The organism is Streptomyces monomycini (assembly GCF_022271435.1).
Lineage (GTDB): Bacteria > Actinomycetota > Actinomycetes > Streptomycetales > Streptomycetaceae > Streptomyces > Streptomyces monomycini.
In genome coordinates, this window is sequence record NZ_JAFIQY010000007.1 from 195,051 (window position 1) to 220,880 (window position 25,830).

The 25,830-nt window shown below is 69.3% G+C and carries 23 protein-coding genes, 2 pseudogenes and 1 CRISPR repeat array; of the genes and pseudogenes, 5 read left to right on the forward strand and 20 right to left on the reverse strand.

Features of this window, described 5'->3' with window-relative positions:
• Window positions 1–64 precede the first annotated feature (64 nt).
• From JXZ78_RS11890 to JXZ78_RS11940, 11 genes are all read right to left on the reverse strand, one after another.
• A complete protein-coding gene (locus JXZ78_RS11890; protein WP_238782954.1) occupies window positions 65–1,738 on the reverse strand; it encodes a class I adenylate-forming enzyme family protein in 1,674 nt (557 codons plus the stop codon).
• Window positions 1,725–2,165: a hypothetical protein gene (locus JXZ78_RS11895; protein WP_238782955.1), complete on the reverse strand. Its 441-nt coding sequence runs from the start codon at window positions 2,163–2,165 to the stop codon at window positions 1,725–1,727. The genes JXZ78_RS11890 and JXZ78_RS11895 overlap by 14 nt, the downstream gene beginning before the upstream one ends.
• A gap of 100 nt (window positions 2,166–2,265) precedes the next feature.
• Entirely contained in the window at window positions 2,266–3,522 is a 1,257-nt protein-coding gene (locus tag JXZ78_RS11900; RefSeq protein ID WP_238782956.1) for an aspartate aminotransferase family protein, read from the reverse strand.
• Window positions 3,523–3,539: 17 nt separating this feature from the next.
• Window positions 3,540–4,655: a Zn-dependent alcohol dehydrogenase gene (locus JXZ78_RS11905; protein ID WP_238782957.1), complete on the reverse strand. Its 1,116-nt coding sequence runs from the start codon at window positions 4,653–4,655 to the stop codon at window positions 3,540–3,542.
• A 29-nt stretch (window positions 4,656–4,684) separates the two neighbouring features.
• Window positions 4,685–6,043, reverse strand: coding sequence for an NAD-dependent succinate-semialdehyde dehydrogenase (locus JXZ78_RS11910; RefSeq protein ID WP_238782958.1), 1,359 nt, complete (start codon window positions 6,041–6,043; stop codon window positions 4,685–4,687).
• Window positions 6,044–6,069: 26 nt separating this feature from the next.
• Window positions 6,070–6,774 carry a transporter gene (locus JXZ78_RS11915; protein WP_238782959.1) on the reverse strand — a complete coding sequence of 235 codons (705 nt, stop codon included), beginning with the start codon at window positions 6,772–6,774 and terminating at the stop codon, window positions 6,070–6,072.
• Window positions 6,771–8,165: a flavin monoamine oxidase family protein gene (locus JXZ78_RS11920; protein WP_238782960.1), complete on the reverse strand. Its 1,395-nt coding sequence runs from the start codon at window positions 8,163–8,165 to the stop codon at window positions 6,771–6,773. The genes JXZ78_RS11915 and JXZ78_RS11920 overlap by 4 nt, the downstream gene beginning before the upstream one ends.
• Window positions 8,149–9,084, reverse strand: coding sequence for an alpha/beta fold hydrolase (locus JXZ78_RS11925; protein ID WP_238782961.1), 936 nt, complete (start codon window positions 9,082–9,084; stop codon window positions 8,149–8,151). The genes JXZ78_RS11920 and JXZ78_RS11925 overlap by 17 nt, the downstream gene beginning before the upstream one ends.
• The gene (locus JXZ78_RS11930) at window positions 9,077–10,612 is read right to left on the reverse strand and encodes a flavin-containing monooxygenase (protein ID WP_238782962.1); all 1,536 of its coding nucleotides are present in this window, start codon (window positions 10,610–10,612) and stop codon (window positions 9,077–9,079) included. Before JXZ78_RS11930 ends, JXZ78_RS11925 begins: the two co-directional genes overlap by 8 nt.
• Before the next feature lie 437 nt (window positions 10,613–11,049).
• The gene (locus JXZ78_RS11935) at window positions 11,050–11,280 is read right to left on the reverse strand and encodes a hypothetical protein (protein ID WP_238782963.1); all 231 of its coding nucleotides are present in this window, start codon (window positions 11,278–11,280) and stop codon (window positions 11,050–11,052) included.
• A gap of 117 nt (window positions 11,281–11,397) precedes the next feature.
• The gene (locus tag JXZ78_RS11940) at window positions 11,398–12,018 is read right to left on the reverse strand and encodes a helix-turn-helix domain-containing protein (RefSeq protein WP_238782964.1); all 621 of its coding nucleotides are present in this window, start codon (window positions 12,016–12,018) and stop codon (window positions 11,398–11,400) included.
• A 273-nt stretch (window positions 12,019–12,291) separates the two neighbouring features.
• On the opposite strand from JXZ78_RS11940, the pseudogene JXZ78_RS41040 reads away from it, so the two are divergent.
• Window positions 12,292–12,684 (forward strand): annotated as a pseudogene (locus JXZ78_RS41040) (alcohol dehydrogenase catalytic domain-containing protein); the annotation flags it as partial.
• A 204-nt stretch (window positions 12,685–12,888) separates the two neighbouring features.
• Here JXZ78_RS41040 and JXZ78_RS11945 read toward each other — a convergent pair.
• On the reverse strand, window positions 12,889–13,068 hold the full coding sequence (locus tag JXZ78_RS11945) for a hypothetical protein (protein ID WP_238782965.1): 180 nt from the start codon (window positions 13,066–13,068) through the stop codon (window positions 12,889–12,891).
• 231 nt (window positions 13,069–13,299) lie between these two features.
• On the opposite strand from JXZ78_RS11945, the gene JXZ78_RS11950 reads away from it, so the two are divergent.
• A complete protein-coding gene (locus tag JXZ78_RS11950) occupies window positions 13,300–14,535 on the forward strand; it encodes a PucR family transcriptional regulator (protein ID WP_238782966.1) in 1,236 nt (411 codons plus the stop codon).
• Between the two features lie 382 nt (window positions 14,536–14,917).
• Here JXZ78_RS11950 and JXZ78_RS11955 read toward each other — a convergent pair whose 3' ends face one another.
• Window positions 14,918–15,334, reverse strand: a complete 417-nt coding sequence (locus JXZ78_RS11955; protein WP_238782967.1) for a DUF6326 family protein — start codon at window positions 15,332–15,334, stop codon at window positions 14,918–14,920.
• Window positions 15,335–15,544: 210 nt separating this feature from the next.
• On the opposite strand from JXZ78_RS11955, the gene JXZ78_RS11960 reads away from it, so the two are divergent.
• From JXZ78_RS11960 to JXZ78_RS11970, 3 genes and pseudogenes are all read left to right on the forward strand, one after another.
• Window positions 15,545–16,687 (forward strand): sensor histidine kinase, encoded by a 1,143-nt coding sequence (locus JXZ78_RS11960; protein ID WP_238782968.1) that lies wholly within the window; start codon window positions 15,545–15,547, stop codon window positions 16,685–16,687.
• The gene (locus JXZ78_RS11965; protein ID WP_238782969.1) at window positions 16,684–17,340 is read left to right on the forward strand and encodes a response regulator; all 657 of its coding nucleotides are present in this window, start codon (window positions 16,684–16,686) and stop codon (window positions 17,338–17,340) included. Before JXZ78_RS11960 ends, JXZ78_RS11965 begins: the two co-directional genes overlap by 4 nt.
• A gap of 743 nt (window positions 17,341–18,083) precedes the next feature.
• A pseudogene (locus JXZ78_RS11970) lies at window positions 18,084–18,194 on the forward strand (DUF5655 domain-containing protein); the annotation flags it as partial.
• Between the two features lie 137 nt (window positions 18,195–18,331).
• Here the strand turns inward: JXZ78_RS11970 and JXZ78_RS11975 are convergent.
• From JXZ78_RS11975 to casB, 7 genes are all read right to left on the reverse strand, one after another.
• Window positions 18,332–19,990 (reverse strand): N-terminal phage integrase SAM-like domain-containing protein, encoded by a 1,659-nt coding sequence (locus tag JXZ78_RS11975; RefSeq protein ID WP_238782970.1) that lies wholly within the window; start codon window positions 19,988–19,990, stop codon window positions 18,332–18,334.
• A gap of 769 nt (window positions 19,991–20,759) precedes the next feature.
• Window positions 20,760–21,276: a CRISPR direct-repeat array (repeat unit 29 nt; unit sequence CGAAGCACCCCCGCGCCTGCGGGGAGGAC).
• Window positions 21,277–21,293: 17 nt separating this feature from the next.
• Window positions 21,294–21,611 carry a type I-E CRISPR-associated endoribonuclease Cas2e gene (cas2e, locus tag JXZ78_RS11980; protein WP_238782971.1) on the reverse strand — a complete coding sequence of 106 codons (318 nt, stop codon included), beginning with the start codon at window positions 21,609–21,611 and terminating at the stop codon, window positions 21,294–21,296.
• On the reverse strand, window positions 21,611–22,537 hold the full coding sequence (gene cas1e, locus JXZ78_RS11985) for a type I-E CRISPR-associated endonuclease Cas1e (protein ID WP_238783062.1): 927 nt from the start codon (window positions 22,535–22,537) through the stop codon (window positions 21,611–21,613). Before cas1e ends, cas2e begins: the two co-directional genes overlap by 1 nt.
• Before the next feature lie 56 nt (window positions 22,538–22,593).
• Window positions 22,594–23,244: a type I-E CRISPR-associated protein Cas6/Cse3/CasE gene (gene cas6e / locus JXZ78_RS11990; RefSeq protein WP_238782972.1), complete on the reverse strand. Its 651-nt coding sequence runs from the start codon at window positions 23,242–23,244 to the stop codon at window positions 22,594–22,596.
• Window positions 23,241–24,014: a type I-E CRISPR-associated protein Cas5/CasD gene (gene cas5e, locus JXZ78_RS11995; RefSeq protein WP_238782973.1), complete on the reverse strand. Its 774-nt coding sequence runs from the start codon at window positions 24,012–24,014 to the stop codon at window positions 23,241–23,243. Before cas5e ends, cas6e begins: the two co-directional genes overlap by 4 nt.
• The gene (gene cas7e / locus JXZ78_RS12000) at window positions 24,011–25,138 is read right to left on the reverse strand and encodes a type I-E CRISPR-associated protein Cas7/Cse4/CasC (protein WP_238782974.1); all 1,128 of its coding nucleotides are present in this window, start codon (window positions 25,136–25,138) and stop codon (window positions 24,011–24,013) included. Before cas7e ends, cas5e begins: the two co-directional genes overlap by 4 nt.
• Window positions 25,135–25,791, reverse strand: a complete 657-nt coding sequence (gene casB, locus JXZ78_RS12005) for a type I-E CRISPR-associated protein Cse2/CasB (protein ID WP_238782975.1) — start codon at window positions 25,789–25,791, stop codon at window positions 25,135–25,137. The genes cas7e and casB overlap by 4 nt, the downstream gene beginning before the upstream one ends.
• Window positions 25,792–25,830: the final 39 nt, after the last annotated feature.

The following is a 25,830-nucleotide window of genomic DNA, read 5'->3' on the forward strand; positions in this document are numbered from 1 at the left end:
TCATGACGGCGACACGGTCTGAGCAACGGCCCTGGTCGGTGGGGTTCTCGCTCATGGATCAGTCCTACGAGGGGGAAACCGGCCCGGGGCCGTCGAGGCCGCGGAGCTCGGCGCGCCGGATCTTGCCGCTCTGGGTCTTGGGCAGGCCGGCGAGGAAATGGACCGAGCGGGGACACTTGTAGGCGGCCAGCCGGTCGCGGGAGAAAGCGATCAACTCTTCCGCCGTGGCGCTCAGACCCGCCTTGAGCGAGACGTAGGCGACGACGGTCTCGCCGCGGTAGGCATCCGGCTGTCCGATGACCGCGGCTTCCAGCACCGACGGGTGCTCGTACAGGACGTCCTCGACCTCGCGCGGCCAGACCTTGTACCCGGACACGTTGATCTGGTCCTTGAGCCGGTCCACCAGGTAGACCCAGCCCTGCTCGTCGATGACGGCGACGTCACCGGTACGGAGCCGGCCCTCCGGCATCGTCCGGCGGGTGGCCTCGGGCTTGTCCCAGTAACCGGGCACCACCTGCGGCCCGCTCAATTCGAGTTCGCCCTGCTCCCCGCTCGGCACCGGGTTGCCGTGCGGGTCCACGACGCGCGCGGTGAGGTGCGGCAGGGGCTTGCCGATGGAGAGCGTGCCGCTCGGCAGGTGGACGGGCGCCCTGTCTCCCGGAGGCACGGCGATGACGGCGGACGTCGTCTCGGTCATCCCGTAACCGTTGTGGAGGTAGACGCCGAACCGCTTCAGGAACCGCTCGACGGTGGCCGGCGGGATCGGCGCGCCGCCGGAGTACAGGGCCTTCACCGACGCGAAGTGTTCCGGTCCGGCCTGCGGCAGCTCGTAGACCGCGTTGTACGCCGTGATGGAGCCGATCGTGTAGGTCACCCCGTGCTCGGCGAAGGCCTCCAGGGCGACCTCGGGGTGGAACCGGCCCGCCAGGACGAGCGTGGTGTCGGTGAGCAGGGAGATCGTCGCGTTGACCACCGCTCCGGTGATGTGGAACAGCGGGGCCATGGCGAGCACGACGTCCCCGTCGCTCAGACCCGTCCACGGCGCGCAGGTCGCCACTACGCTCAGGACGTTGCCGTGGGTGTTCATGGCTCCCTTCGGCGGTCCCGTCGTTCCCGAGGTGTACGTCAGGAACGCGACGTCGTCGCGGGTCAGCTCCACGGGTAAGGGGCTGCGGCCCTCGAACTCACCGATCAGGGCCACCAGGTCGCCGTCCGGCGCCGGGGCGTAGCGTTGCGTCGTCGCGAAAACCCGCGGATCGTTCCTTGTCTGGTAATCCAGCGCCGATGTGCTGATCAGCCATCGCACCGTGCTTCCCGCCAGCGTGCCGAGGGTCTCGTGGACGTCCGCGTCCGCACAGACGACCCCGACCGCCCCGGAGTCCTCGATGATCCTGCGCAGCTCCTGGCGCCGGTACATCGGGTTGAGCCCCAGTGCCGTGGCCCCCAGCTTCCACAGGGCCAGCAACACCAGCGCGTACTGCGGAACGTTCTGCAGGTACACCCCGACGCGATCACCCCGGCCGGTGCCGCGGGCCTCGAACGCGGCGGCCAGAGCGTCCGACGCGGCGTCCACCTCCCGCGCGGACAGAGCACCGTCGAAGAAACGGAGCGCCGTTCCCTCCGGATTCTTCGCCACGCGCGCCTTCCAGGCGGCCACGAGCGAGGCGGGAACCGCATCCGCCCCCGTACCTAACCCGTCGAGAAACGTGTCCCGCCGTCGGCCCTCATTCACTGTCATCCGCCGTCCTTCCCACCCATGTCCATGCGCTTGGCCAGGACCTGGACGCCCAGTCGCTCCCTGACCTGCTTGCTGAGCTCCGCGGGGAGCGAGGCACCGCCGGAGACACCGACGCGCAGGTTCTTCGCGATCCTTTCGACGTCGACGTCAGGAAGAAGTGCTCGCAGCCCGGGGCCTCGCTGAATCCGGCGTGTCCCTCCGCACCCATCGGCAGACCCGCGTCACCCTCGAAGCAGAAGTACGCCTTCGCCTCCGAGCCGGCGAGGTGGTAGGCGGCCTCCCGGCCCTTGAGCAGGATGTTGAGCGGTACGACGACGGCGCCGGCCTCGGCCTGGGCGTAGGTGAGACGCGTCGTGCCGAGGACGACGGCGTCCCGGACCGGGTGCGTGCGGGCGGAGTCCTCGAGCAGGACCGAAAGGTTCAGCATGGTGTCTTCCGGGAAGGTGGGCCGGGCCAGACCGCGGGGGAACAGAACACGCGGCCTGACCCGGGGCGGGTGGGGGGTTACACGTGGTTGGGTGCGGACGTCACCACTGCCGCAGCAGCCGGTCGAGGGCCTCGGCCGTCGCCTCGATGTCAACGCTGGTGTGCGCCGTGCTGATGAAGACCTTGCCGGACGGCATGAACAGAAAGCCTTGGCGCAGCATCCCTTCGAGAATCATGGTCCAGAGCCCGCTGGTCCCGTGGAGCCCGGTACTCCCGCCGGCAGGGACGTACTGGAGGAGCGAGCCGACCCGGTTGAAGCGGCCGAAGTGAGCAGATGAACCAAGAGCGGCGCCGACGCGAGCTTCGAACTCGGACGAGGTCCGTTCGAGCAGCTCGTAGACCGCGGGATCGGCCAGGACGCGCATCGTCGCCGCGACGGCCGCCAGTGCGACCGGGTTGGCGTTGAAGGTTCCGGCGTGCACGACGCCGGCCGTCACCTGATCCACCAGTTCGGCCCGGCCGACGACGGCGCTCTGGGTGAAACCGCCGGCCATCGCCTTCCCGAAGACCGACAGGTCGGGCAGCACGCCGTACTTCTCGGCCGCCCCGCCCCGTGCGATCCGGAACCCGACGATCACCTCGTCGAAGACGAGGACGACGCCGTGCCGGTCGCAGAGGGTTCGCAGCGTCGACAGGAACTGTGGCGCGGGTGCTTCGACGCCGGCGTTGCTCATTACCGGGTCGACGAGCACGGCCGCGATGTCGCGCTCGACGGACTCGCTCAGCAGGCGCTCGGCCAGCTGTACGTCGTTGAAGCGCGCCACGACCAGGTCGTCCAGCACGCTGGCCGACTGCCCCGGTCCGCCGGGGGCCGCGGGACGATCGCAGTCGTCCTCGGACATTCCGGCATACACGGTGTCATGCCAACCGTGGTAGCTCTTGGCGAACTTGAGGACACGGCGCCGCCCGGTGGCGGCTCGCGCGAGGCGCAGCGCCACCTGCACGGCTTCGGTCCCCGTGTTGCTCCACAGCAGGCGCTCGCCGTGCGGCACGGCCTCCAGGACCGCTTCCGCCGCGAGGTACTCGAGCGGGTGGCCAGTGCCGACGACCTGCATCTTCGTCGTGACCTCGGACACCGCGGACACCACGCGCGGGTCACCGTGACCGAGGACGAGGGGGCCCCAGGCCATCACGTAGTCGACGTACCGGTCGCCGTCCAGGTCCCAGACGTACGCGCCCCGCGCCTCCCGCACGAAGAGCGGGTGGGGAGGCATCGCGGCGCGCAGGCCCGATCCCACACCCCCGCCGACGCTGCGGCGAGCTCGCTCGAAGGCCGAACGTGATGATTCCAGGGCCATGGGATCGCCCCTGCCTTTCAGTAGGTGATCACCGAGCGGATACCGATGCCGCGCTTCATCTGGTCGAACGCCTCGTTGATGTCCTGAAGACCGATCACGCTCGTCACCAGGGAGTCGAGATCGATGCGGTGGTTCATGTAGTGGTCGATCAGCAGCGGGAAGTCGGAAGCCGGCTTGCTCGATCCGTAGTTCGAGCCGATGAGCGACAGTTCCTGGTCGGACATGACGAGCGGGTCGATGGAGATCCTCATGCCGTCCGCCACCTGCCCGGCGACCACGGCCGTGCCGCCTCGGGCCAGGACTTCGTAGGCCGACTCGATGGTGTGAGGCAGCCCGATGGCCTCGATGGCGATCTCCACACCGCATCCGTCGGTGAGCTGGTACACCCTGTCTGCGACATCCTCGCGGCCGTTGTTGATCAGATCGGTCGCGCCGAAGACACGTGCCTGCTTGAGCTTCTCATCGGAGACGTCCGCGGCGATGATCTTCCGCGCGCCGGCGAGCCGAGCCCCCTGAATCGCGTTCAGGCCGACGCCGCCGCAGCCGAGGACCAGCACGGTGTCGCTCGGACACACCTTGGCGGTGTTGACGGCCGCGCCGACGCCGGTCGTGACGGCGCATCCCACCAGAGCTGACTGTTCGAACGGTGCGTCGTCGCGGATGGCGATCGCGCCCGACTCGGGCACGAGAGTGTACTGGCCGAATGTTCCGAGGCCCGCGAAGCTGTACACGTCGCCCCCGACGGCGGACGTGATCCGAGGCCGGCCGTCGAACGACAGATGGTTCGCCGAGTGCTGGCTGACCATGTCACAGAGGACGGGCCTGCCACTGATGCAATAGCGGCAGCGGCGACACGAAGGCGTCCAGGACAGCACGACGTGATCGCCCTTCTTCAGCGTCGTGACACCTTCGCCGACATTCTCGACGATCCCGGAGCCTTCATGGCCGAGAATCATCGGCGAAGGCACCTCCCATTCGCCCACGAGCACATGGAGGTCGCTGTGGCACACCCCGCTCGCTTTGAGCCGCACGAGCACCTCACCGGGCGGAGGCGTCGAGGGAAGAGTCACTCTTTCGACGGTCAGCGGTTCGTTCGGCGTTCTGAAGACAGCGGCGTCGAATTCGATGGTCATGAGAGCTTTTCCTCTGTGCGCTGTGGCGATCACGTCCGAGCAGTGCGGATGAGCTTCTTGTTGGCGAACTCGTCGATTCCGGCCCGGCCCAGTTCGCGGCCGAAACCGGACCGCTTGACCCCGCCGAAAGGCAGTTCTGCGCCTTCGAGTCCGACACCGTTGATGAAGACCATGCCTGCGTCGATCTTGTCGGCGACACGCAGCGCTTGCTCGGCGTCCGTCGTGAACACGTAGGAGCCCAGCCCGTACGGTGTTCCGTTCGCCAGGTCGACGGCCTCGTCCTCGGATCCGACTCGATGGACGATCGCGACGGGACCGAAGAATTCCTCGGCGGCCGACGGCGACGTCGGCGATACGCCCGTCAGAATGCCAGGCGGGAAGTACGCCCCTGCACGCTGTCCTGCGGAGACGAAGGACGCCCCGTCAGCGATGGCTCGCTCGACTTGTTCTTCCAGGCGTTCAGCGGCGGCAACCGAGGAGAGCGGCGCCAGGCCGTCGGCCATGGCGAGCACATTCTGGGTGAACTTGGCGAGGAAGACGTCATAGATGTCCTCGGCGACGATGATGCGCTTCCCGGCGTTGCACGCCTGTCCGGTGTTCTCGAATCGAGTCTCGGCCGCCGCCTGGGCCGTGGCGTCGAGGTCGTGGGCCGACAGCACGATGAAGGGGTCCGAGCCGCCCAGTTCGAGCACCACCTTCTTGAGGCTGCGCCCGGCCTGTTCGGCGATCTCTGCGCCGGCCCGCTCCGAACCGGTGAAGGAGACGCCTTGCACTCTGGAGTCCGCGATGGCGAGAGAGATCTGCTCGTTGGTGGCATAGACATTGACATAGCAGTCATGGGGGCAGCCCGCGTCCGTGAACAACTGCTGGAGAGCCGCGGAAGACTCCGGACACTGCGGTGCGTGCTTGAGCACGATGGTGTTGCCCAGCGCCAGATTGGGTGCGGCGAATCGGGCCACTTGGTAATAAGGGTAGTTCCAGGGCATGATCCCCAGCAGTACGCCGATCGGCTGGCGACGGATGAATGCGGTGCCCTCTCCCTCGAAAAGCCCGATCGGCTCGTCGGTGAGGAACTCGTACGCGTTCTCGGCGTAGTACCTGTAGATGGAAGCGCTGAACTCGACCTCCGCGATGGCCTCCTCCACCGGCTTGCCCATCTCCCGGTGGATGATCCCGGCAAGGTGCCCGCTGCGCTCGCTGTGCAGGGTGGCGACGGTGTTCAACAACTGGGCGCGCTGAGCCACGGAGGTCCGCCTCGACCATTGCGCGTAAGCCCTCGACGCCGCGTCGAGCGCTCCGTGAACAACCTCGTCCGTCGCGGTGGGGTACTCCTTGACCAACTCGCCGCTGGCCGGGTCCACCACCGCGTACACGTGCCTGTTCGCCATACTGCCTCCCTCTTCGTGTTCGGGGTTCATGCGATGGCCGCTGTGGCGTGAGCCGGGTTCGCATCCACGGCCGCGTCGTGATCGTGCAGCGCGCGATAGGCACGGAAGTAGACGAATCCCTGGGTGCCCCACGTCGCCAGCGCGGCGGTGTAGAAGACCGTGCGGTTCGCGTCGTCGAACGGCAGGGGGAAGAAGTCGTAGGTCAACGCGATGGCGGTCCCGGCGGCGGTGACCAGTCCCGTCCAGATCGCCGGCCACCTCGCGCCCGCGTCCCAGAGCCGCTTGGCGAAGTACCCGACGAAGACCGCCGTGAGGAGATTGACGACGACGTAGAACAAGGCGACCGAGAACGCGGCGCGGTCGGTGTGGAGATCCGCGCCGTGGAAGGGCCGGAGGAACAGGCCGGCCACGATCGCAACTCCGAACACGCCGATGTCGACGCCGAGGCTCGGCTTGTGGCGATGGGTGACCTGCATCAGGCCCAGGATCAGGATGAGCGTGATGCCGACCGACCTGGAGAACGCGTCGAAGAAGTACGCCACGTCGTACAGGAGGCTGCCGCTGTCGGCTCCGAGCAGCGACCAGAGCAGGAAGTTGCTGCCCGACGTCGCGACGACCATCCACTCAAGACCGAGGAGGTAGTTGCCGTACCGGCGGATGAACCTCCAGCCGTAGAAGTAGCCGGCGCAGACCATCCACAGATCGGCCAGCAAGAACAGCGCTTCCTTCATCGCAACGCCCCCTCTCGGACGTCGTGGGGCAGGAGGGTGACGATGTTCTCGGCGGTGCGCCGGCCCGTCAGGACCGCGCCGTTCATGGTGCCGGCCCATTCGCCGGCGGTTTCGCTGCCCGCCCGGTGGACGCGTCCGTGGGGCTCGCTCAGCGCCTTGCCGAAGCTCACGGTCGCGTAGGGGGCGACAGCGGGACTGGGGCCGCCCGGGGCGAAGGGCTCGGCTCCCCAGCAGTGGTCCACGTAGTCGATCGGGGTGCGGGCCTGCGGGCCGTAGAGGTCGGCGAGCTGCCGGCTGACCCGGTCGCGTCGGGTCGCGGGGCTGAAGCCCTCGAAGACGCGCGGATCGCAGAAGGCCATCAGGACGCCCGGTCCGCTGTGGGCGGGTGACACGTCGAAGGTGATGAACAGGGTTCCGGTGTCGGTCACCGCCTCACCGGAGCATCCGTCGGCCCGCCAGAACGGCTTCTCGTAGGCCACGAAAGCCTTGCTCAGCACGCCCATGCGCCAGGTTCGCGTGAGCCCTTCGGCCCGCTCGGGCAGAGCGGGATCGAACTCGATGGCGGCGCGGTGCGCCGGCGAGGCCGTGACGATCGCGTACCTGGCGTGGATCACGCCGGAGTTGGTGCGGACGGTGACGCCGTCCTCGTCCTGCGTGATACGGCGCACCGGTGTCTCCAGACGCACGCGGTCGCCGAGCCGCTCCGCCACCCGCAGGGCGATCTCCTGAGTGGTTTCGACGAACCGGTCCTGCTGCTGACCGCCCTCGACGTCCAGCATGTGATCGAGCCCGCCCGCCGAACGGAGGCAGCGCAGCGCGTGCAGCAGGGAGACGTCTCCCGGAGCGCAGCCCCACTGCACCTTGCTGACGACGGTCATCAGCGCACGGGTGCTGGGCAGCGCGTGCTTCCGGTCGAGCCACTCGCCGAACGAGATGGCGTCCAGCCGGTCGGCCCCGGGCGACTCCCACGCGGCGTCCACGTCGATGGTCGCGACCAGCTTGTTCACCGCCATCTGCATGCGGGCCATGTCCATCAGGACGGTGGGGGAGACCTTGGGGATGGTGCCGCTGTAGGTGCGGCGCCGACCTGCCATCCACAGCACGTTGCGACCCTGGTCGAACTGGTCGGTCGTGGTACACCCCACTCGGCTCGCGAGGTTCCGGACGGCAGTGTGGCGTCGTGCCACCCACGTTGCTCCGAGGTCGACCTTCACGCCTGCCACCTCGCCGGAGAGCGATCGGCCCCCGACCCGGTCGCGGCCTTCCACGACCAGGACGGACCGCCCCGTACTCACCAGTCGCTCGGCAGCGCTCAGGCCGGCGAAGCCGGCGCCGACGACCGCGACGTCGACCGTGGTGTCCTCGGAGCCGGGCTCAGGAGATTCGGACATGGTTTCCTCCTTCACCCACGCGGTTCGCGTGCTGCGAGACGTATGTCGTGACGGGGCCGACGAGGGCCTCGGGAAGGTGATGGCCCATGCCCGGGATGACCACGTGCTGCGCCGAACGGATCGCCCGGACGGTCGCGGCGCCGCCGCTCGGGTCGATCAGCAGGTCCCGGTCGCCGTTGATGACCAGCGTCGGGGCTGTGACCCCGCTCAGCTGGGCCGTCCGGTCCCCGGAGCGCTGGATCGCCTGGATCTGGCGCGCCGTGCCGGCCGCCGGATCACCGGCGTTGCGGTCCCATCCACGAGCTGCGATGGCCGCCTCGGCCGCGTCATCGATGGGATGTCCCACTCCCGCGATGTGCCGGGTGAGCCGCAGGTGAGCACGGACCGCTGCGGTTCTGCTCCTCGCCGGCGGGGCGGCGAGGAGCAGAACCGTCGACAGAGCCGGCTGGCCCACCTTGCGTGCCCCGGTGGTGGAGTAGACGGAGGTCAAGGACAGAACCCGCTCAGGCGCTGTGGCCGCGATCGTCTGCGCGATCATTCCGCCCATCGACCGTCCGACCAGGTGAACCCGCGAGATCCCGAGATGGTCGAGTACGCCGATGCCGTCCTGGGCCATGTCGGCCAGCGCGTACGCATCGCCGCGCGGACGTGCGGCGATCCGACGCCAGAGTCCGGGAGGAGAAGCGGCGACGAACGTCGACTGGCCGGCATCGCGGTTGTCGATCGCGACGACCCGAAAGCCGCGGGTGACGAGTGAGCCGACGAACGAGTCCGTCCAGAAGGTGAGGTCTTCGCCCAGTCCCGCGACGAGCAGCATCGCGGGGTCGGCCTTGTCGCCGTGGTCCCGGAAGCAGATCCTGATCCCGGAGGGCAGGGTCGCGTACTGGTCGACGCCCTCGGCGCCGTTCGTCTCAGGCATGGGTGGCCCGCCTCCCACCGGGCGACTGCGCGGCCGCCTGCCGGGTGCCGAATTCGAGGTGCTCGTCGGCCACCGGGCCGCGGAGGGCCTTGGCGTCCTCGGGGTAGGACATCGCCATCCGCCAGGGCTTTTCGAGGCCCTGCTTGGGCATGTGCTTCTCGGCGCGCTTGGCGTACCCGGCCTGAAGATCCATGACGGGCCTGCGTTCCGCCCCCGCCGGTGCGACCGGAACCACCGTGTCGTATCCGCGGGCGTCCATGTGCCTGACCAGGTCGATGAAGTAGCGGCACATCAGGCTCACCTTGAGCGTCCAGGACGAGGTGGTGTAACCGATCGCCATCGCCCAGTTCGGGATCCCGCTCAGCAGCATCCCGCGGTAACAGAGGGCGTCTGCGATGTCGACCTGACGCCCGTCGACCACGATGGGCATGCCGCCGAAGAGCTGCAGGTTCAGCCCCGTCGCGGTGACGATGACGTCGGCCTCCAGTTCCTCGCCCGACGCCAGGACGATTCCGCGCCTGCTGAACCTCGCCACGGTGTCCGTGACGACGGAGGCCCTGCCCTCCTTGATCGCGTCGAAGAAGTCACCGTCCGGTGCCAGGCACAGCCGCTGGTCCCACGGGTCGTACGGCGGGTTGAAGTGCTTGTCGACGTCGAATCCCTTGGGCAGGCGCTTGATGTTCTCGCGCCGGATCAGCGCCCGCCCGGCCTTGGGGAAGGTCCGCAGCCCCTTGACGACGGCCCGGTCGGCCCAGATGTTCTTGAACCGCGTCACGGCGTACCCGCGCTCTGGTCCGAGCACCTTCGTGAGTGCCAGGGCGACCCTGTCGACACGGGGGAGCGCCATGACGTAGGTGGGGGTGCGCTGCAGCATCGTCACGTGGCGGGCGGCGCCTTCCCCGGTGGCCATGGCCGGCACCAGCGTGATCGCGGTCGCGCCGCTGCCGATGATGACGACCTTCTTCCCGCTGTAGTCGAGACCCTCGGGCCAGCGCTGCGGGTGAACGATCCGGCCCTCGAAGTCGTCCCGCCCGGGGAACTCCGGGGAGAACCCCTCGTCGTACCGGTAGTAGCCGGTGGCGGCGAAGACCCACCCCGCGCGGAACGTCTTGGTCCGGGTCGCGCCCGTGGCGGGGTCCGACGTCTGGACGGTGAGGGTCCACCTCGATTCCGACGAGGACCATTCCGAGCGGATGACCCGGTGGCGGAGCCTGAGGACGCGCCCCAGGCCGTTCTCCCCGACTGCTTCCTGGAGGTACTCCTTGATGAGGGGAGCGTCGGCTATCGCGGCTTCGTGGCGCCACGGTTTGAACGCGTAACCGAACGTGTGGAGGTCGGAGTCCGAGCGGATGCCGGGATAGCGGAACAGATCCCAAGTGCCCCCGATGTCGTCGCGTGCTTCCAGCACGACGAGCGACTTGTCGGGGAGCTCCCGGCTGACATAGGTGGCCGCGCCGATCCCGGAGATCCCTGCTCCGATGATCACCACGTCGAACTCCTCGACGGCGTCCAACACCTCAGCTGTCATGGCGTTTCCGTTCCCTCGCTGTTCCTGTGGCGGTCGCTTCACTGTCGCCAGTCGCGACCGCGGTGAGAACGACAGTGAGCACCTGCTTCGCCCGGACCCGGTGCACGATGCACAGGCCGATTGCGCCGCTGCGCCCATACGGTGGTCGACAGCCGAGCGCGACCTCGGCCGAGGCCGCGCTCGGCTCTTCGAGGAGCAGGGCGTCAGCGCAGCGGCCGGCCTCGCCGCAGCCGTTGCGGTGACAACGTCGGTGTGTCGCAGGCGCTCTGATCGCCAGTCAGTTCGCGTGCGTACTCGTGCGTACTGTCGAGGGCGTTCCGGCCTTTCACAACGTCGTAACGCGCTACCGGTTCGCACTCGCCCGGACCGGTGAGCTTCCGGCGTCGCTGGGCGTGTCGTTCCGGCACCGCGCGCCGTCAGCGTCCTCGGTTGTCGTCTCAGCGGTCGCGTGCGTCACCACGCTTTTCGTCGCCGCGCTCAACCTCGATCCGATCGGGGACCTCTACGCCTGGTTCTCCGGCGCCGCTGCCCTCGGCATTGTTTTGCTGCTGGTGACCACCAGGCTCGCGGTGATCGGCTTCTTCCGGCGTGCCGATGAGCAGCAGTCGGTGTGGCGTACGGTCGTGGCCTTCCTCGGCCTGGCCTGTGGTCTGCTTGCTGGGCGCCAACCCCCCGCTTCTCATCGGTACATTGGGGGCGCCTGGGTGATCGGCGGGTTCGTCGCCCTCTCGGCCGTGGCCGGCGCAGTGCAGGCCCTCCGTCCTGCGGACGCGCGGACCGGCCGTCTACGAGCGGCTCCAGGACGGTCCTCGCGTGACGCGCGGCAGGGGAGGCGACAGGACCCACAGGACCTCGCTCACCGTCGTACCCGGATTGTCGAACCGGTGGAGCGTCTGACCGGAGAACGAGGTGGACACGCCGGCTGACAGCATCCGGGTCTCGCCGCCGACGACCAGACGGGTCGAGCCGCTCAGCCCCATCGCGAAGATCGTGGTGATGTCGAGCCGATAGGAGCCACCGGTGCCTCCGCCGGGTTCGATCACGGAACGGAAGACCTGGAACGCCGTGGTGCCGGCGGGCGTGAGCAGGTACTCGGCCACGCCTTCACCGCCCATGTCGATCCGGCTTCCACCCTCCACGACCTGCTCGTCGGGGTACGCGAACAGCTCGCCGACCCCGATTTGCAGTACATCGCAGACGCGCAGCAACGTCGGGACGGACACGCTGGTGAGCCCACGCTCCAACTGACTCAAAAAGCCCTTGGTGACCTCTGCCTGGTGCGCGACCTCCGTCAACGACAACCCGCGGCGGAGCCTGATCTTCCTCAGCTGCGCGCCGGCGGACGCTTCGAGGGCCGCGGAGCCCTTGGCCGCTCCGCCTGCTCTCTTGCCGTCATCGATGGACATTGTGTGCTCACCGCCCGTCCCGCGGTCGAGGTCGTGTGCCCGTCGGGTGGCAGGCCGACCTGGACGAGCCCCCTCCGTGACACGAGGCTAAGGCACACGCGTCATGGGTAGTTGGTGTGCCCTCCGGAGGGCGCCGGTGCCGAACCCCTTGCGGTGCCACCGACGGCGTGATAAATCTGCCGACGTTTAGTGACACTAAACACCTCCCGAACTCTTGGAGGCCCATGCGCGCGGTTGTTCTCCATGACCCGGCCGCGCCCGTCGAGGTGGTGGATGTCGACCTCGCTGATCCGCAGACAGGCGAAGGCGGCGTTCACATCACCGCGGCGGGCGTGTGTCACTCGGCGCTTCGTCTCGTCCGGGGGCTGGGAGGGGCCGACGCCCTGTGTCCCCGGCCGCGAGGGATCCGGCGTCGTGACCGCCGTGGGGCCAGACGTCCCCGGCCTTACCGGGGGCGATCCTGTCGTGCTGCCCTGGAAGCCGTACTGCGTGACGTGTCCGGCATTCTCCGCCGGCCGCGAGACCTGGTGCCACGCCCTCGCCACCACCGTCAACACCTCCGGCGGACTGCCCGACGGCACCAGCTGGCTGTCGCTGCACGGTGCGCCGCTGCACCACGACGTGGGCGTCTGCGCGTGGGCCGAAGAGGCAGTGATCCCGGCCGGTGGCGCCATCAAGGCGCGCAAGGACACGCCTCTCGGCGTCGGTCTCGGCAAGCCGCAGCGGATCGAACCTCCGCCAAGGCGCCGGCCAGCGGGAGACTCACGATCACCGCAGCGCCTCCGCGAGCGAGCGAACAGGTCGCGGCCTCAGCCGTCGTCGTGTGCCCGATGGCGTCGAAGACGTCATCTCGCCCCACCGGGAATGAGTTCACGAGCGGAACCTCGGTTCGAACTGCGACAGCATCCGTCCGCGGATCGGCATTCCCCCGCTCGTCGGCCAGTTCATGGACGGCGAACTCCTGCTCACGCCGATGATCTCCGTCGCCGCCCGCTCGAAGAGGCCGCACAGGCGTTGGAGGTCCTCGCCGCCGGACGGCAGTCGCGTCAACTGCCGTCTCCCTGAGCGCGCGGCACCCCGCCCACCTCCGACACCCCTCACGCACGAAGAAGGAACCATGACACCCATCGTCCGTCAGCAACGTCATCGACGGTGGATCCCGGCCCGTGTCGGGCGGAGCGACGCTGCCGCCCGTGAATTCCGCGACCACTTCCTTTCATCTGGCTGTGACACGGCATGTCGGGAGCGTCGGCTCCTTGCGATCAGGAGGACACTGTAGAAATGGAAGAGCTGTGGCCCAGGCCCTCCCGCGAGGTTGCTGATGCGATCAGGTCACTGTGCCAGCGCCAACTGACGGAAACGGACGCCCTGGTCGACGCCTTCGTAAGGCCCTCTCTCGTCGCCCAGAACGATCCTGCCCTCCTCGCGGACGCATCGCTGGTCGAAGAGGATCGTGAGCTCAACCGCTCCGACCTCGTCCAATGGTTGACTGCGAACGTCCAGCAACCGGGGCGGCGGGTGGAGCCTTACGTCGGCCCGAGGACCACGGCATACATCAACGATCTCGTCTCCCGAGGCATCGCGCCCGACTTCGCCGTTGCCTGGCGCGTGGCGCTGGGTATCGGCTGGCGGCGATGGCTGGAGGCATGCGTAACGGGCTGCGCCGACCCCGACCTTCTCGTGGAGGTCCTGGACGTGACGGCGAAGTCGCTGGTGCAGTACGCCCTTGACTCGGTCGCGGCTCTGCGTCAAGCCGGCTTGGCCGCGGCGATGGGCAGTACGGATGCCGAGGGGATCGCACTGATCCAGCTGATTGCCAGCGGGGCACCGATGGCGGAGGACCTCGCCGAAGAACGCCTGCGCTACCGGATGACGTGGTGGCACGTGGGACTCGTGTTGTGGATCGACGGTCCTCAGCAGGCCGATGCCCTGGACGAGGCCATCTCCGCCGTGCGCTCCGCCGCCGGCGGCCGGAGCGCCCTGGTGGCGCGTGCCAGCGCCACGTCACGGTGGATCTGGCTCTCGGGGGAGTCCGTCTCGGACCTCCACCATGTGCGGAAGGCCCTCGCGACGACCGACGAGATCCGTGCGGCGGTGGGGAGGCCGGGACGCGGACTCGAAGGGTTCCGCTCCAGCCACCAGGACGCCCTCGCGGCGCAGGCGCTGGTCATCCGGCTCGGATCCGACCGGCGATACACGGCCTACGCCGACGTCGAGCTGATCGACGCGCTCACGAAGGACCGTGCCGGCGCACGCCGGTTCGTCATCAACACCCTCGGGCCGTTGGCCGAAGCCGACACAGCACTACGGCAGGCCCTCCTCACCTACGTGCAGTGCGGCTTCAATACCACCCGAGCGGCCGCCAACCTCTACGCACACCGCAACACCGTCGAACGGCGGGTCTCGCGGGCCAACGAACTCTCGGCCGTCAAGGTGGAGGACAATCCGGCCCATATGGCGGCGGCACTTCTGGTGCTGGACATCGCGCCTGACATCGTGGCGACCGATACGAGCTGAGCTCTGGACCGCAGGACGTGGTGGCGCCAACGCGGGACATTCGCGGAAGCGGCACCCGTCAAGATGGATCATGACCGGGACCTCCTGGGTGTTCGGTGGGGACTGGCGGACCTGATACGTCGGCTCGTCGTGGCGGGTGCCAGTGATGCGGACGGCGACGTTGCCGCGCTTGGGGGTGGTGTCGACGATGCGGTGGGCTGTGTGCGCATCCGATGACCTGACCTGACCTGCCGGTAGGGGCCTTGGAAGGCCCCTACGCGACGTCCCGGTGGTAGTTGGTGTCCCACCGCCAGCAGGCCCTCACCGCGGCACCGAGGCAGATGGCTCCGAACAGGACGGGGACTGAGCTTGGGTTCACGCTTGCTACTGAGCGCGTACGGTTTCACGGTCCGGGCTGGTCGCCGTGGTCGCCGTGGTCGCCGACGGTGCGGGGCCAGGTCCAGGCGTACCGCAGGATGAGGGCGAGAAGGATCACTTCCAGTGCGACGCCAAGGCCGTAGAAGTACGTCCAGGACTCGCCCACCGCGTTGAATGCCGCGAAGGGGACCTGTACCGAGGCCACGATGATATTGGTGATGCGGTTTGCCCGGGCGGGCAGCGTCATCGACAGCACGACCATGAGGATCGGGATCGCCATGAGCGCGAGGAAGACGGTCAACAACGTCTGGCTGATGTCGAACTCCCAGACGACGCCGACCAGGATGCCATCGACGACGCCGGGCTTGAAGAAGGCGAGAATGTCCACGTAGGCGTACAGGAACATGAAGCTTGTCCACGCTGCGGCGAGCTTGGCTCTCACCGGGATTCGCTGGTCATCCAGTGTGGTGGTGGGTTGACGCGTCCTCATCATGGGCTCCGTTGTTGTGGTGAGGATCGGTAGGTCCACGATCGCTGAGCCCGGCGGCGGACACCTCGGCGTCGAGGCCGGACCCGCATCGGCCGTCGGGAGGAGCGGCGTCTCGTTCTTTCGATCGGTCCCCGACGCCTCGGCGGTCCCTAGGCTGGGTGGGTGACCACCAACGCCCTGAGCTCGCTGTGGGCCGAGCCCCGCGCCACGGACGCTCCCGGACGGGTGTCGCGCGACTGGGTACTGGTCGGGGTGTTGATGGTGACGGCGCTGGTCGAGGGAGTCCTCCGGGACGACGTCGCCTGGCGGCCGTTCGCGACGATCGTGGCGGTCGGACTTGCACCGGTGCTGCTGTGGCGGCGTACCCACCCGTTGGCCTGTGTCGTGGTGGCCTTCGGCACCGCGACGGCGTTGGGACTGGCGAGCCTGCTGGGCGGGGCCCAGAGCGTGGGCCTGAACACGATGATCTACATCCTGGTGTTCGTCTACGCGCTGGTCCGCTGGGACTCAGGACGCGAGATCGTGATCGGGCTGGCGGTGGTGGCGGTCGCTGCGGTATTCGGCATTGTGACCGACTACACCGGGCCGACCGAGCTCTTCGGCGGACTCGCCGTGCTGGCGACGGCGACGGCGGGCGGAGCGGCGTTCCGCTACCGCGCCGAGAGCTGGCGCCGGGCGGTGGACCAGATCCGTAGTCAGGAGCGGGTCGGCCTCGCGCGCGAGCTGCACGACATGGTCGCCCACCACGTCTCGGCGATCGCTGTGCAGGCGCAGGCGGGCCGGGCGATCGCCGGGCAGCGACCTGAAGCGGCGCTCGAGACGCTGGCGGTCATCGAAGGGGAAGCGTCGCGGACGCTCGCGGAGATGCGGGCGATGGTCCGGGTGCTGCGCGACAGAGCGCCGGCGGAGTACGCCCCCCAGCCCGGCATTGCCGACCTGGTGTCCCTCGCCCGACGCGCCCCGGCCCCGGCCGTCGACGTGGAGTTGCCAGACGGCCTGGACGAACTTCCGCCCCAGGTCGACGCGGCGGTCTACCGGCTGGCGCAAGAGGCGCTGACCAACGCCCTGCGGCACGCCCGCAACGCCTCGCGTGTGATGATCCGGGTCGTAGAGGGCGCGGGGCGGCTTCGATTACGCGTGACCGACGACGGACAGATCGACCCGGCACGGTCGGTGAACCACGGCTTCGGGCTGCTGGGGATGACCGAGCGTGTGCAGCTGCTCGGCGGCACGCTGCGTGCCGGGCCGGCGCCCGAGGGCGGGTGGACGGTCGACGCCGAACTGCCGACGAAGGTACGCCGATGACGGTGCGCGTGCTGGTGGCCGACGACCAGGATCTGGTGCGCACCGGCCTGTCGATGATCCTTGACGCGCAGCCCGGCATCGAGGTCGTCGGCCAGGCCGCCGACGGCCGCGCCGCCGTCGAGCTGGAGCATCGGCTCCGCCCCGACGTGTGCCTGGTCGACATCCAGATGCCCGGGCTCGACGGCATCGAGGTGACCCAGCGCCTCGCGGGGCGGGGCGTCCCGGACCCGATCGCGGTAGTGGTGATCACGACATTCGACCTCGACGAGTACGTCCACGGCGCGCTCCGGGCCGGCGCCCGAGGCTTTCTGCTCAAGGACGCCGGGCCGGAGCTGCTCGTCCAGGCCGTCCATGCCGCCGCCGTCGGCGATGCACTGATCGCGCCGAACATCACCCGGCGGCTGCTGGCCACCTTCGCCGCCAGGGAACCGTCGAGCCGACGGACCCAACCGATCGAGCCGCTCACCGAACGCGAGGAGGAGGTGCTGACACTGGTCGCCCGCGGCCGCACGAACGCCGAGATCGCCGACGAGCTATTCATCGGCTTGACGACCGCCAAGACCCACGTCGCCAGCCTGCTGACCAAAATCGGCGCCCGAAACAGGGTCGAGATCGCGATGTGGGCGTACGACACCGGCCGGGTGGAGCACTGAACCCAACCTGACGTGCATGCACGACGACTGGTTCCCGGCCGGGTGGCTGAAGCGCGACGGGCTTGCAGTCGTCCCTGGTGCGGGCAGTGAGCTCAGGCGACGAACCTGGAGTCGACCAGCCAACGGCTGGCCGCCGCAGCGCGGCCGCGCACCTGCTGCCGCACAGCAGGCAGTTCGCCCAGGGACTGAACAGCGACGTCGACGCCATCACCGCCGGACTGTCCAGCCCGTGGAGTTCCGGCCAGGGCGAGGGACAGGCCAACCGGGCCGAACTCCTCAAACGTCAGGGCTACGGCCGATCGGGTCTCCCACTCCTCCGCCGGCGAATCCTCCTGGCGCAATCAAGGTGACCCGCTGTCACCCCGTCACGGAAATCTTTCAAGATCCCGATCATTGGTACGTGACTGGGCACGTTCGCGAGTACGCCGACACCTTGGCCAACTCCTGTTCCAGCACCGTGAACAGGGCTTCGCTCGGTCCTGGCCGGGAGGCCGATCCCTTCGAACGCAAACCGTACTGTCCGGTGTCCTGCCAAACCTGACGCCACCGCTGCACCGACCAGATGTTGACCCGAAGCTGTCTGGCGATCACGGCGCTGTCCCGTCCGGCAGCGAACATCTCGGCTGCGTCCAGGCGGATGCACTCGCGCAATCGTGGGCCTCGCAGGCGGTGGAGGTCGCGGAGTCGAAGAGGGGAAGGTGTGAGGGCTGAAGCTGTTCCACACGATGAACGGCATCGTGGCTGCGGGCGTAATCAACCAAGGCCTGTTCCGCCTGCCGTGGCTGATGGACCACTGTGCCGAGTTCGGGCACCTGGTCTGCGCGCGCCTGGGGGAGGGCGCCGTCTCTCGGGTGCGGTGAACGCGCCGCGGTTGATGTTCACTGTCCGGAACCGCCGTACCGCGTCCCGGAGGCCTCCACCCGAGCGGAGCGCGGCACCGTCGTCTCCGGCGGCCCCTCCGGCAGCGCCGCCCGCGCCCCGCAACGCCCCGTCAGTCCTCCGTAGAGCGCCCGACCTCGGCCAGTGTCCCGCCTCCGGTCAGGCGCGCGCTGACCTGCGCCTGCGCGTTCGCGGGGGCCCGTACGGCGAGCACCCGCCCCGCCGCCGAGGCCCGTACCGCCCCCGCCACCTCGATCCCGGTGACCGCCCGGCTGCCCGCGGCCAGCAGGTAGGTGTGGCCGGACTGCGCCCGCCAGCCCGTGCTCGCGACGACGTGCTGGCCGAAGCGGCCGCATGCCGCGGTCGACCGTTCGCGGGCCACCACCCGCGCCGCCGCCCCGGGCGCCGTGAACCGTACGCTCACCTGACAGCCGCGCCTACCAGGGCTCCGGCCTGGGAAAATCAGGCCGTCGTCTGGTCGACTGGGAGAGGAGTGGGAAACGGTGGCGTCCACAGGCCTCCGGCTGCCCGGTAAAAAACCCTCCCACCGCTCTTGCTGGGCCTCCACGATGTTCTGCTCCATCTTGAGGGTGAGGTTGCTGTACAGCCCTTTGACGCCGGCAAGCTCGTGTCCCATGCGGGTCTCGATGGCGGTATCGCTGTGCCCCTCTTCTTCGAGGCACTCTTTCATCCAGTGCCGCAGCCGGTAGATCGGCCACCCGCCCACCGCGAACTCCTCCACGGGCGGGATAGCGGGCCGCGGAAGGCCCCGGAGCCCCTCACGGGCAGGGGCTCCGTCCCGGATCGGCCACCAGTAGTCCCGCCCGAAGGACGCCCCGAGCAGCGTCCCGCCGTTGATCGAGGGGAACGACCACGGGGAGGTGTGCGACGCCGCGAGCGCGGTGTGCATGGCCGTCAGGAAGGGTGCCTGGACGAGGGTGCGGTGGGAGTCGTACTTCGGGGCGGTGAGTGTCTTCTTCCCGTCCACCCACTGGTGCTGGAACTGCACCCGGGTCGCGGGCATCCGCGCGTACCGCTCCTGGAACTCCTTGCGCTGCTCCCGGTCGGGCTCGGAGGTTGGCCAGGCCGGCGCCGCGTAGACCTTCTGCAGCCCGAACATCTCCCCGGGCCGCATCCCCTGGAAGGCCGCGTCCCAGATGTAGGTCCAGCCGGTGAAGCCCCACACCGTGTACGCGTTCACGGCGAGTTGGTAGACCGGGCCCATGGCCAGGGGGCGCTTCTTCTTGCGGACCTTTTTCACATACCGGCCGCGGCGAGGAGTGGGCGGCGGGATGGGGGTGTCGGTCCGGAGCCGGTACCGCTGCACGGCGTCGGTCATCAGCATGCCGAAGACCATGAGGATGTCATCGACGTAGGTCCGGGCCAGTTCCTTGCGCTCCACCTTCTGGTGGAGCGCGTTCTTCCAGGCGATGTACTCCGGGGGTTCGATCTCGTTGACGCGGCGTCTGTCCCACTGCTTGTTGATCTGGGCTTTGAGTATCGAGCGGTACCGCTTGACGGACCCCGGACGCAGATCCTGGTCGGGCAGCCAGACCTCCGAGCCGTACTCGTCCATCAGGAGGTCGCTGCGGCTCGTGGCCATGCGCGTGCCGTGGCGGACCTCGTACTCGCGATCCAGACCGTAGGTGTAGGCGGTCTCCTCGTCGTCGAAGCCGCTCTTGCTCTCGTACTTCTTCCTGCCGTTCGCCAGGTACTCACCGGACCACCATTTGACCCGGCACTTGTTTCCGCGCCATTCGATGTACGGCATGCCGCCCCCGAACCTGCTGGATGGTCTCAGATGCCACCCGCCACGAGTTCCCGCCGCGGTGACGGGCAGCAGCACTGGCTGCCCGAGGTGCTGTCGCTGCGCTGACAGTCCGGCGCCTTCGGGGCGCCGGAAGGGACCGGCGGGGTCTCGTTTTGTGCCGCCCACGGTATACCGCCCGGAGGAAAGGGCCGTGGCGGTGCGCTCGGCGCGAGGAAGTCCGCGGTGGACTGTTGTGACACGTGCGTTGCGCAGGGCGTCCGTGCGGGACGGCTTGATCAGTACGATGCCCGCAGCCGGTGTGGTTGAGGCGGGCCGACGGGCACGGCTCCATGGAGCCGGGTGTACTGAGCAGCTGCCCCGCACCAGACCGCGCGATGTGGATGTTCTCGGCAAATGCCCGTGACGTCGGGGCACCGCTGCGACCTGCGCCATCCGGTGTCGGAAGCACGTCCTCGGCATCGTCACGCAGGGGCGAAGGCGGCCGAATCCGCATTATCCGCCTGGTCACCGACCCGCACCACTAACGCGTCGCTCCGTCGGCGTGGCTTCGTGTTCGGTGTACGAGGAGCTCTTGCAGAGTGATCTTTTCAAGTGACGTGGTGGAGTGGGGACACCCACGTGCGCCGAACTCAATGACCGAGACGACGGAACGCCCTACGCCTGGGAGAACCTGCAGTGGTTGTGCAGCCCCTCCCTCGGCGGCGAAACGCCCCCCTGGAATTCGCCTGCGGGGAGGGCGTAGAGCTGGGCGACGACGCCGGTACAACGCCGGAACTCCGCCGCGCCTGCGGGGAGGACTACGCCCGGAGTCTTGCTCGTTCACGGCGTCTCGAAGCACCCCCGCCCCTGCAGGGAGGACTCCACCCCGTTTGCGCGATCTGCAATCGCGACCGAAGCACCCCCGCGCCTGCGGGGAGGACGACAGCAAGGTCGGCGTCCATGAGGAAGGCATCGAAGCACCCCCGCGCCTGCGGGGAGGACGCGTCGATCACGATGACCGACAGCCACGCGGACGAAGCACCCCCGCGCCTGCGGGGAGGACGGGCGCCGGATCTTCCGCAGCGCGGCGTACGGCGAAGCACCCCCGCGCCTGCGGGGAGGACCCGTCCCCCTTCCTCGGGTCCTGGGACCCGTCCGAAGCACCCCCGCGCCTGCGGGGAGGACTCCGGCCGGGAGCGGGCACGCTGCCTGATGTCCGAAGCACCCCCGCGCCTGCGGGGAGGACGAGCTCGTCGCCGACGAGGAATTCTCCGAGGCCGAAGCACCCCCGCGCCTGCGAGGAGGACCCTTCCTGACCTGCGTCTTAAAGGGGGCTTTGCTCGTTCTTTGCCTTGTGTGTTCCGGTCATGCGGATAAGGGTGAGGCCGTCGAAGTCGATGGGGGTGCGGCGGCGGGTGCCTGCGGTGCGGAGGGCGTAGCCCTGTTCGGTGTCGGCAGGGTGGACGAGGAGGGCGGCGCCGTCTCCGACGGTTTCGGTGACAGCTTGCCAGAGCTGGTCGCGGACGCGGGCGGATACGGCGCCGACGAAGATGCCTGGGACGACCTCGCTGGTCCAGCGGCTGAGGGCGCCTCGGAGATGGTCGGGGACGGCTGTGGTGGCGATGACGAGCAGGGAAGGCATCAGCGGTCGCCGCCGGCGTAGTTGACTCCGGCGGGCAGGACGCCCTTTTTGGGGTCCCAGAGGTGGACCATGTCGACGTCATGGCGTTCGCTGTGGTCGGCGGCGGTGGTGGCTTCTGGGGTGAGGAGGCGCTGGGTATCGCGGACGATGCGGGGCAGCAGGCGCAGTAGGCGGAGGTTGTCGCGAAAGCGGCGGCGGGCTTCCTGCTCCGGGTGGGGCGATTGGTGCAGGGCGAAGGCCAGGGGAAGGGTGGTTTCGGCTTTGTAAAGGTCGGCGACGTCGTAGACGAAGGCGTGCTGGGTGCCGGCGTGGACGAAGCCGAGGGCGGGGGAAAGGCCCAGGGCGAGCAGGGCGGCGTGCACGATGCCGTAGAGGCAGCTGTTGGCGGCGGACAGGGCGAGGTTGACGGGATCTTGTGTATCCCATTGGTCGGGGTGGTAGTTGCGGCGGAAGCGCCCGATGCCGTGCTGCTGGGCGAGGATTTTGTAGAGGGCTTTCATGCGCTGTCCCTCCATGCCGCGCAGTTGGTCGAGGTCGACGGTGGTGGGCAGGTCGGCGTCGGCAAAGCGCATCTCGTACATGCGGCGGGCGGTGTGCAGGCGGCGGTCGGGGTCGGCCCAGGCTGTGGTCTGGAGTTCGAGCCAGTGAGTGGTCAGGTAGTCGGGCAGGATGCCGGCGTACGTGCGGACGCCTGCTGCGCCGACGCACACGACGGTGGTGCCGTGGCGGGCGAGGGTGGTCAGGGCGGGTGTGGTGATGGAGACGCCGGGGCCGAGGAGGAGGCAGGAGAGGGCGGCGGTGGGGAGGTAGACGAGGTCGGTGCGGTCACCGGCCTGGATCTGCGCGCAGACGCCGGTGTCGTCCTGGACGACGCGGACCATGTCCAGGTACAGGAAGGACAGGGAGTCGGCGATGCGCGGCAGCATGGCGAGGGTGGGGGCGGCGAGCCGTCTGCGGGCGTCGCCGCCTTTGCGGGGTGTGCTCATCGGGTGGTGGCGGGGGCGAGGCTGAGGAGGCCGGCGCCGTAGGGTTTGGCTCGGCCGATGCCGGTGGTCAGGGCGTGGGTGAGGGCGGTGGGGTCGGTGATGGTGGCGGTGCCGTCGTAGCGCAGGAGGCTGTGGCGCATGGAGGATGCGTCCTTGCCGTGCGGGCGCACGGGCTGCAGCGGGGTGGGGATGAGGGTGTTCAGGTGGAGGCCGGCGTTGGCGGCGCGGCGGGTCCACCACTGGTCGGCGTCGGCTCCGGCGAGGGGGATGATGCGGCCGCGTTGGCTGCCGGCGGACTTCGGCAGGAGTTCGCGTTTGGAGGGGTTGACGACGATGCGGTAGCGGACGGTGAGCCCTTCGCGCAGCGCCTGGAACATGGGGGCGAGGCTTTTGACCTCGCCGTGTCCGTAGCCGTTGTGGAGGCGGGTGAGGTCGAGGTGGCGGGCCTGGACGAGCAAGGTGCTGGCGGTGTCGCTCTCGTCGATGCGGTAGAGGAGGCCGGCCTGTTGGCGGGCGCTGTGGCCGAGGTGGTCCGGGACCAGGCGCATGGCGGTGCGGTGCATTTCGGTGGCGTCGCGCAGGTCGCGCTGGACGTCGCGGCTGTGGGAGTTGAGCCGGATGCGCGCGAGCAAGGGGTGGTCGGTCATGCGTGGTCCCGGGCGTAGTCGATCAGTCGGGGAAGCAGGGTGTGCTGGGGGCCGGCGAGGGCGGCGGGGAGCTGTTCGGTGGTGCGGTGCAGGGTGCGCGAGCCGTAGGCGCGGGCCTGGGGGGAGAAGCTGAGCGGGATGTCGTTGACGCTGACGGTGTCGGCCTCGGCGCCGGGCTGCCCGTCGGTGGGCGGGTGTTCGTAGAGGAACGGGACGGCGAGGGTGGTGGTGCCGGAGCTTGTCGGCTGGCGGGTGCGGCTGAGCGGGACGCGGGTGCGCAGTTCGGTCTCGGGGTCGGCGGCGCGGGCGTGCAGCAGGAGCGGCTCGTCGGGTACGCAGGAGCGGCGGCCGAGGTAGGGGGCCCAGCAGGGGCGGCGCAGGGCGCGGGCCAGGCGGTCGATGGTGGGCTCGGGCCCGGAGACCGCGACGACGAACACCGCGTCGGCCAGGTAGTGGCGGCGGGTGATGACGGCGGCGCCCTTGTTGCTGCCGCCGCTGGTGGCCGCCGTACGGGAGGTGGGACGGCCGCCGCCGGCGGTGTGGTAGTCGATCAGCGGGACGCCGGGCCGGTCGATGCGGACGGTGAATTGCAGCGGCCGGTAGCGGTGCAGGGCACCGGTGTCGTCGCGGCTGATGCCTTCGGCGGCGGCGAACATCCCGGTCAGGGCGGAGCGGGTGGGAAACGGCGCCGTGTCGCGGACGGGGGCGAACGCGGAGCGTTCGCCCCAGGACTGCAGCGGTCCGGCCAGGCGCAGGATCAGTGCGCTCATGCCGGCTGTCCGGTGGCGGGAAGGGCGCTGTCGACCGCGGCTTGGGTGAGCTGGTCGAAGGAGTCGTGGGCGTCGCCGATCCCGGCCAGCTGCTCGTCGGGGGCGATGGTGGTGTGGCCGTGGAAGCGCCGGCGGCGCTGGCCGGTCAGCCGGTTGATCTGCGTCGCGTAGGAGGCCAGCGCGGTGCGCGAGGCGGGGGAGAAGCCGCCGCGGCCATCGGCGGTCACGGGGGTTTCAAAGGCGGCGGCCAGCGAGATGGGACGGTGCTCGCGCACGGCGAGGTAGGCCAGGTCGGGCAGGGTGTGCGGGGCGGTGCTGGTGCGCTTGGCCTGGGGCAGGGAGAACAGGAAATGCTCGGCGAAGGACTGCAGCACGGTGCGGGCCGTTTTAGCGTCGCCTTCCAGGTTCTTGACCAGGTCGGTGACGTTGACGGTGGCGTAGCGGTAGAAGACCCCGGCGCTGAACTCCGCGGTGTCCAGGTGGCCGCTGCCGGTCTCCGTCTCGCCGGTCCAGTCGTCGACGGCGGTGAAGTAGTCGCGCTGGGGCTCGGCGGCGTGCGTGGTGAAGGCATGGGCGACCTGCGCCGCCCCGTCGACGTTGGCACCGGGCACCTCCGCCAGCATGCGGCCGAGCAGGCTGATGGACGAGGTGCGCTGCTTGAGGATGTCCTCGATCCGCTCCGCGGGCAGCAGCCGTCCCGGCTTCTTGGCCGTCTGGCCCTTCTCCAGGGCCGCACGGTGATCTGAGCACACCGCGGCCAGGTCCTCGATCGCCGCCGCAGGCACGAACAGCAGCACGGAGGTGTGTCCCTCCTTTTCCGTGCCGATGCCCTTCTTCCCGACGCTGGCGACGACCTGCTCTCCCGCGAACTCCGCGAGCGGCTTCGGCCAGCTCGCGTCCTCCAGCTTTTGACGGACCTTGACGGGCACCATCCGGGTCCGCACGGCCTTCTCGCCGAGGTCGGTCTCCACGCCGTCGCGGATCACCCGCTTCCAGGACTGGCTGGAGACCCGGATGCGGGGTGCGTTGCCGTACCTGACCTGCTTGGGCGAGCCCAGGTCGTCCCGGTTGAGGTTGGCGACCGGGACCGACTGCAGGGCGCTGAGGTCCAGGTAGAGGCTCATGACTCGTTCTCCTCGGTGCTGTCGTTGAGTGCGTTCGGTACGGTCAGGTCGGCCGGGTTCTCGGCGTGCAGGACCCGGAAGTAGCTCTCCAGCCAGCGCGTGGCGATGCGGTCCCGGTCGCGGTCCCAGCGGGCGAGATCCTCCAGCAGCACGGCCCAGTCCACCGCCACGCCCCCGTTGGCCAGCTGCCGGGTGAGGGCCGGCAGCCCGGGGTGGATGCTCTCGGCGCTCTGCTGGCACATCAGGTGCAGGACGCCCTCGGCCGACCGGGCCTTGAGGACGCCGTCGGCCGCGGCCCGTCCCAGGCAGGCGCCCAGGTTCGCGCGCGCGAACCAGTTCTCCGGCGGCCGTCCCTCGTGCCAGCCCGCCGGTTCGGTGTCGCGTACGGCACGGGGGCGGGCTGCGATGAGGGCGGCCACCGCGTAGTACGCGCGCCGCTGCTCGCGGGGGACCTGCTTGCCGTGGGTCGGGGCGAGGAAGGGCACCAGGTAGCGGTGGAGGTAGTTGCAGCGGTCGACGGGCAGACCGAGCCCGCGGCGCAGTTCGGCGCGCGTGCGGTTGGAGGCGCACAGCTGTTGGACGTAGGCGATGAACCGGTCGGAGGCGCGCTGTTGGCTTGGCCGCGCCGCGGGCGCGGAGGGTGTACTGCTCATGGCACTTCCCTAACGGGGGTGACGGTGGGCCGGGGCATC

Excerpts from the sequence above, each read along its gene's own strand:
- JXZ78_RS11890 (WP_238782954.1), bottom strand. The coding sequence starts at position 1,738 with ATGACAGTGAATGAGGGCCGACGGCGGGACACGTTTCTCGACGGGTTA.
- JXZ78_RS11895 (WP_238782955.1), bottom strand. The coding sequence starts at position 2,165 with ATGCTGAACCTTTCGGTCCTGCTCGAGGACTCCGCCCGCACGCACCCG.
- JXZ78_RS11900 (WP_238782956.1), bottom strand. The coding sequence starts at position 3,522 with ATGGCCCTGGAATCATCACGTTCGGCCTTCGAGCGAGCTCGCCGCAGC.
- JXZ78_RS11905 (WP_238782957.1), bottom strand. The coding sequence starts at position 4,655 with ATGACCATCGAATTCGACGCCGCTGTCTTCAGAACGCCGAACGAACCG.
- JXZ78_RS11910 (WP_238782958.1), bottom strand. The coding sequence starts at position 6,043 with ATGGCGAACAGGCACGTGTACGCGGTGGTGGACCCGGCCAGCGGCGAG.
- JXZ78_RS11915 (WP_238782959.1), bottom strand. The coding sequence starts at position 6,774 with ATGAAGGAAGCGCTGTTCTTGCTGGCCGATCTGTGGATGGTCTGCGCC.
- JXZ78_RS11920 (WP_238782960.1), bottom strand. The coding sequence starts at position 8,165 with ATGTCCGAATCTCCTGAGCCCGGCTCCGAGGACACCACGGTCGACGTC.
- JXZ78_RS11925 (WP_238782961.1), bottom strand. The coding sequence starts at position 9,084 with ATGCCTGAGACGAACGGCGCCGAGGGCGTCGACCAGTACGCGACCCTG.
- JXZ78_RS11930 (WP_238782962.1), bottom strand. The coding sequence starts at position 10,612 with ATGACAGCTGAGGTGTTGGACGCCGTCGAGGAGTTCGACGTGGTGATC.
- JXZ78_RS11940 (WP_238782964.1), bottom strand. The coding sequence starts at position 12,018 with ATGTCCATCGATGACGGCAAGAGAGCAGGCGGAGCGGCCAAGGGCTCC.
- JXZ78_RS11950 (WP_238782966.1), top strand. The coding sequence starts at position 13,300 with ATGGAAGAGCTGTGGCCCAGGCCCTCCCGCGAGGTTGCTGATGCGATC.
- JXZ78_RS11965 (WP_238782969.1), top strand. The coding sequence starts at position 16,684 with ATGACGGTGCGCGTGCTGGTGGCCGACGACCAGGATCTGGTGCGCACC.
- JXZ78_RS11975 (WP_238782970.1), bottom strand. The coding sequence starts at position 19,990 with ATGCCGTACATCGAATGGCGCGGAAACAAGTGCCGGGTCAAATGGTGG.
- cas2e (WP_238782971.1), bottom strand. The coding sequence starts at position 21,611 with ATGCCTTCCCTGCTCGTCATCGCCACCACAGCCGTCCCCGACCATCTC.
- cas1e (WP_238783062.1), bottom strand. The coding sequence starts at position 22,537 with ATGCTGCCGCGCATCGCCGACTCCCTGTCCTTCCTGTACCTGGACATG.
- cas6e (WP_238782972.1), bottom strand. The coding sequence starts at position 23,244 with ATGACCGACCACCCCTTGCTCGCGCGCATCCGGCTCAACTCCCACAGC.
- cas5e (WP_238782973.1), bottom strand. The coding sequence starts at position 24,014 with ATGAGCGCACTGATCCTGCGCCTGGCCGGACCGCTGCAGTCCTGGGGC.
- cas7e (WP_238782974.1), bottom strand. The coding sequence starts at position 25,138 with ATGAGCCTCTACCTGGACCTCAGCGCCCTGCAGTCGGTCCCGGTCGCC.
- casB (WP_238782975.1), bottom strand. The coding sequence starts at position 25,791 with ATGAGCAGTACACCCTCCGCGCCCGCGGCGCGGCCAAGCCAACAGCGC.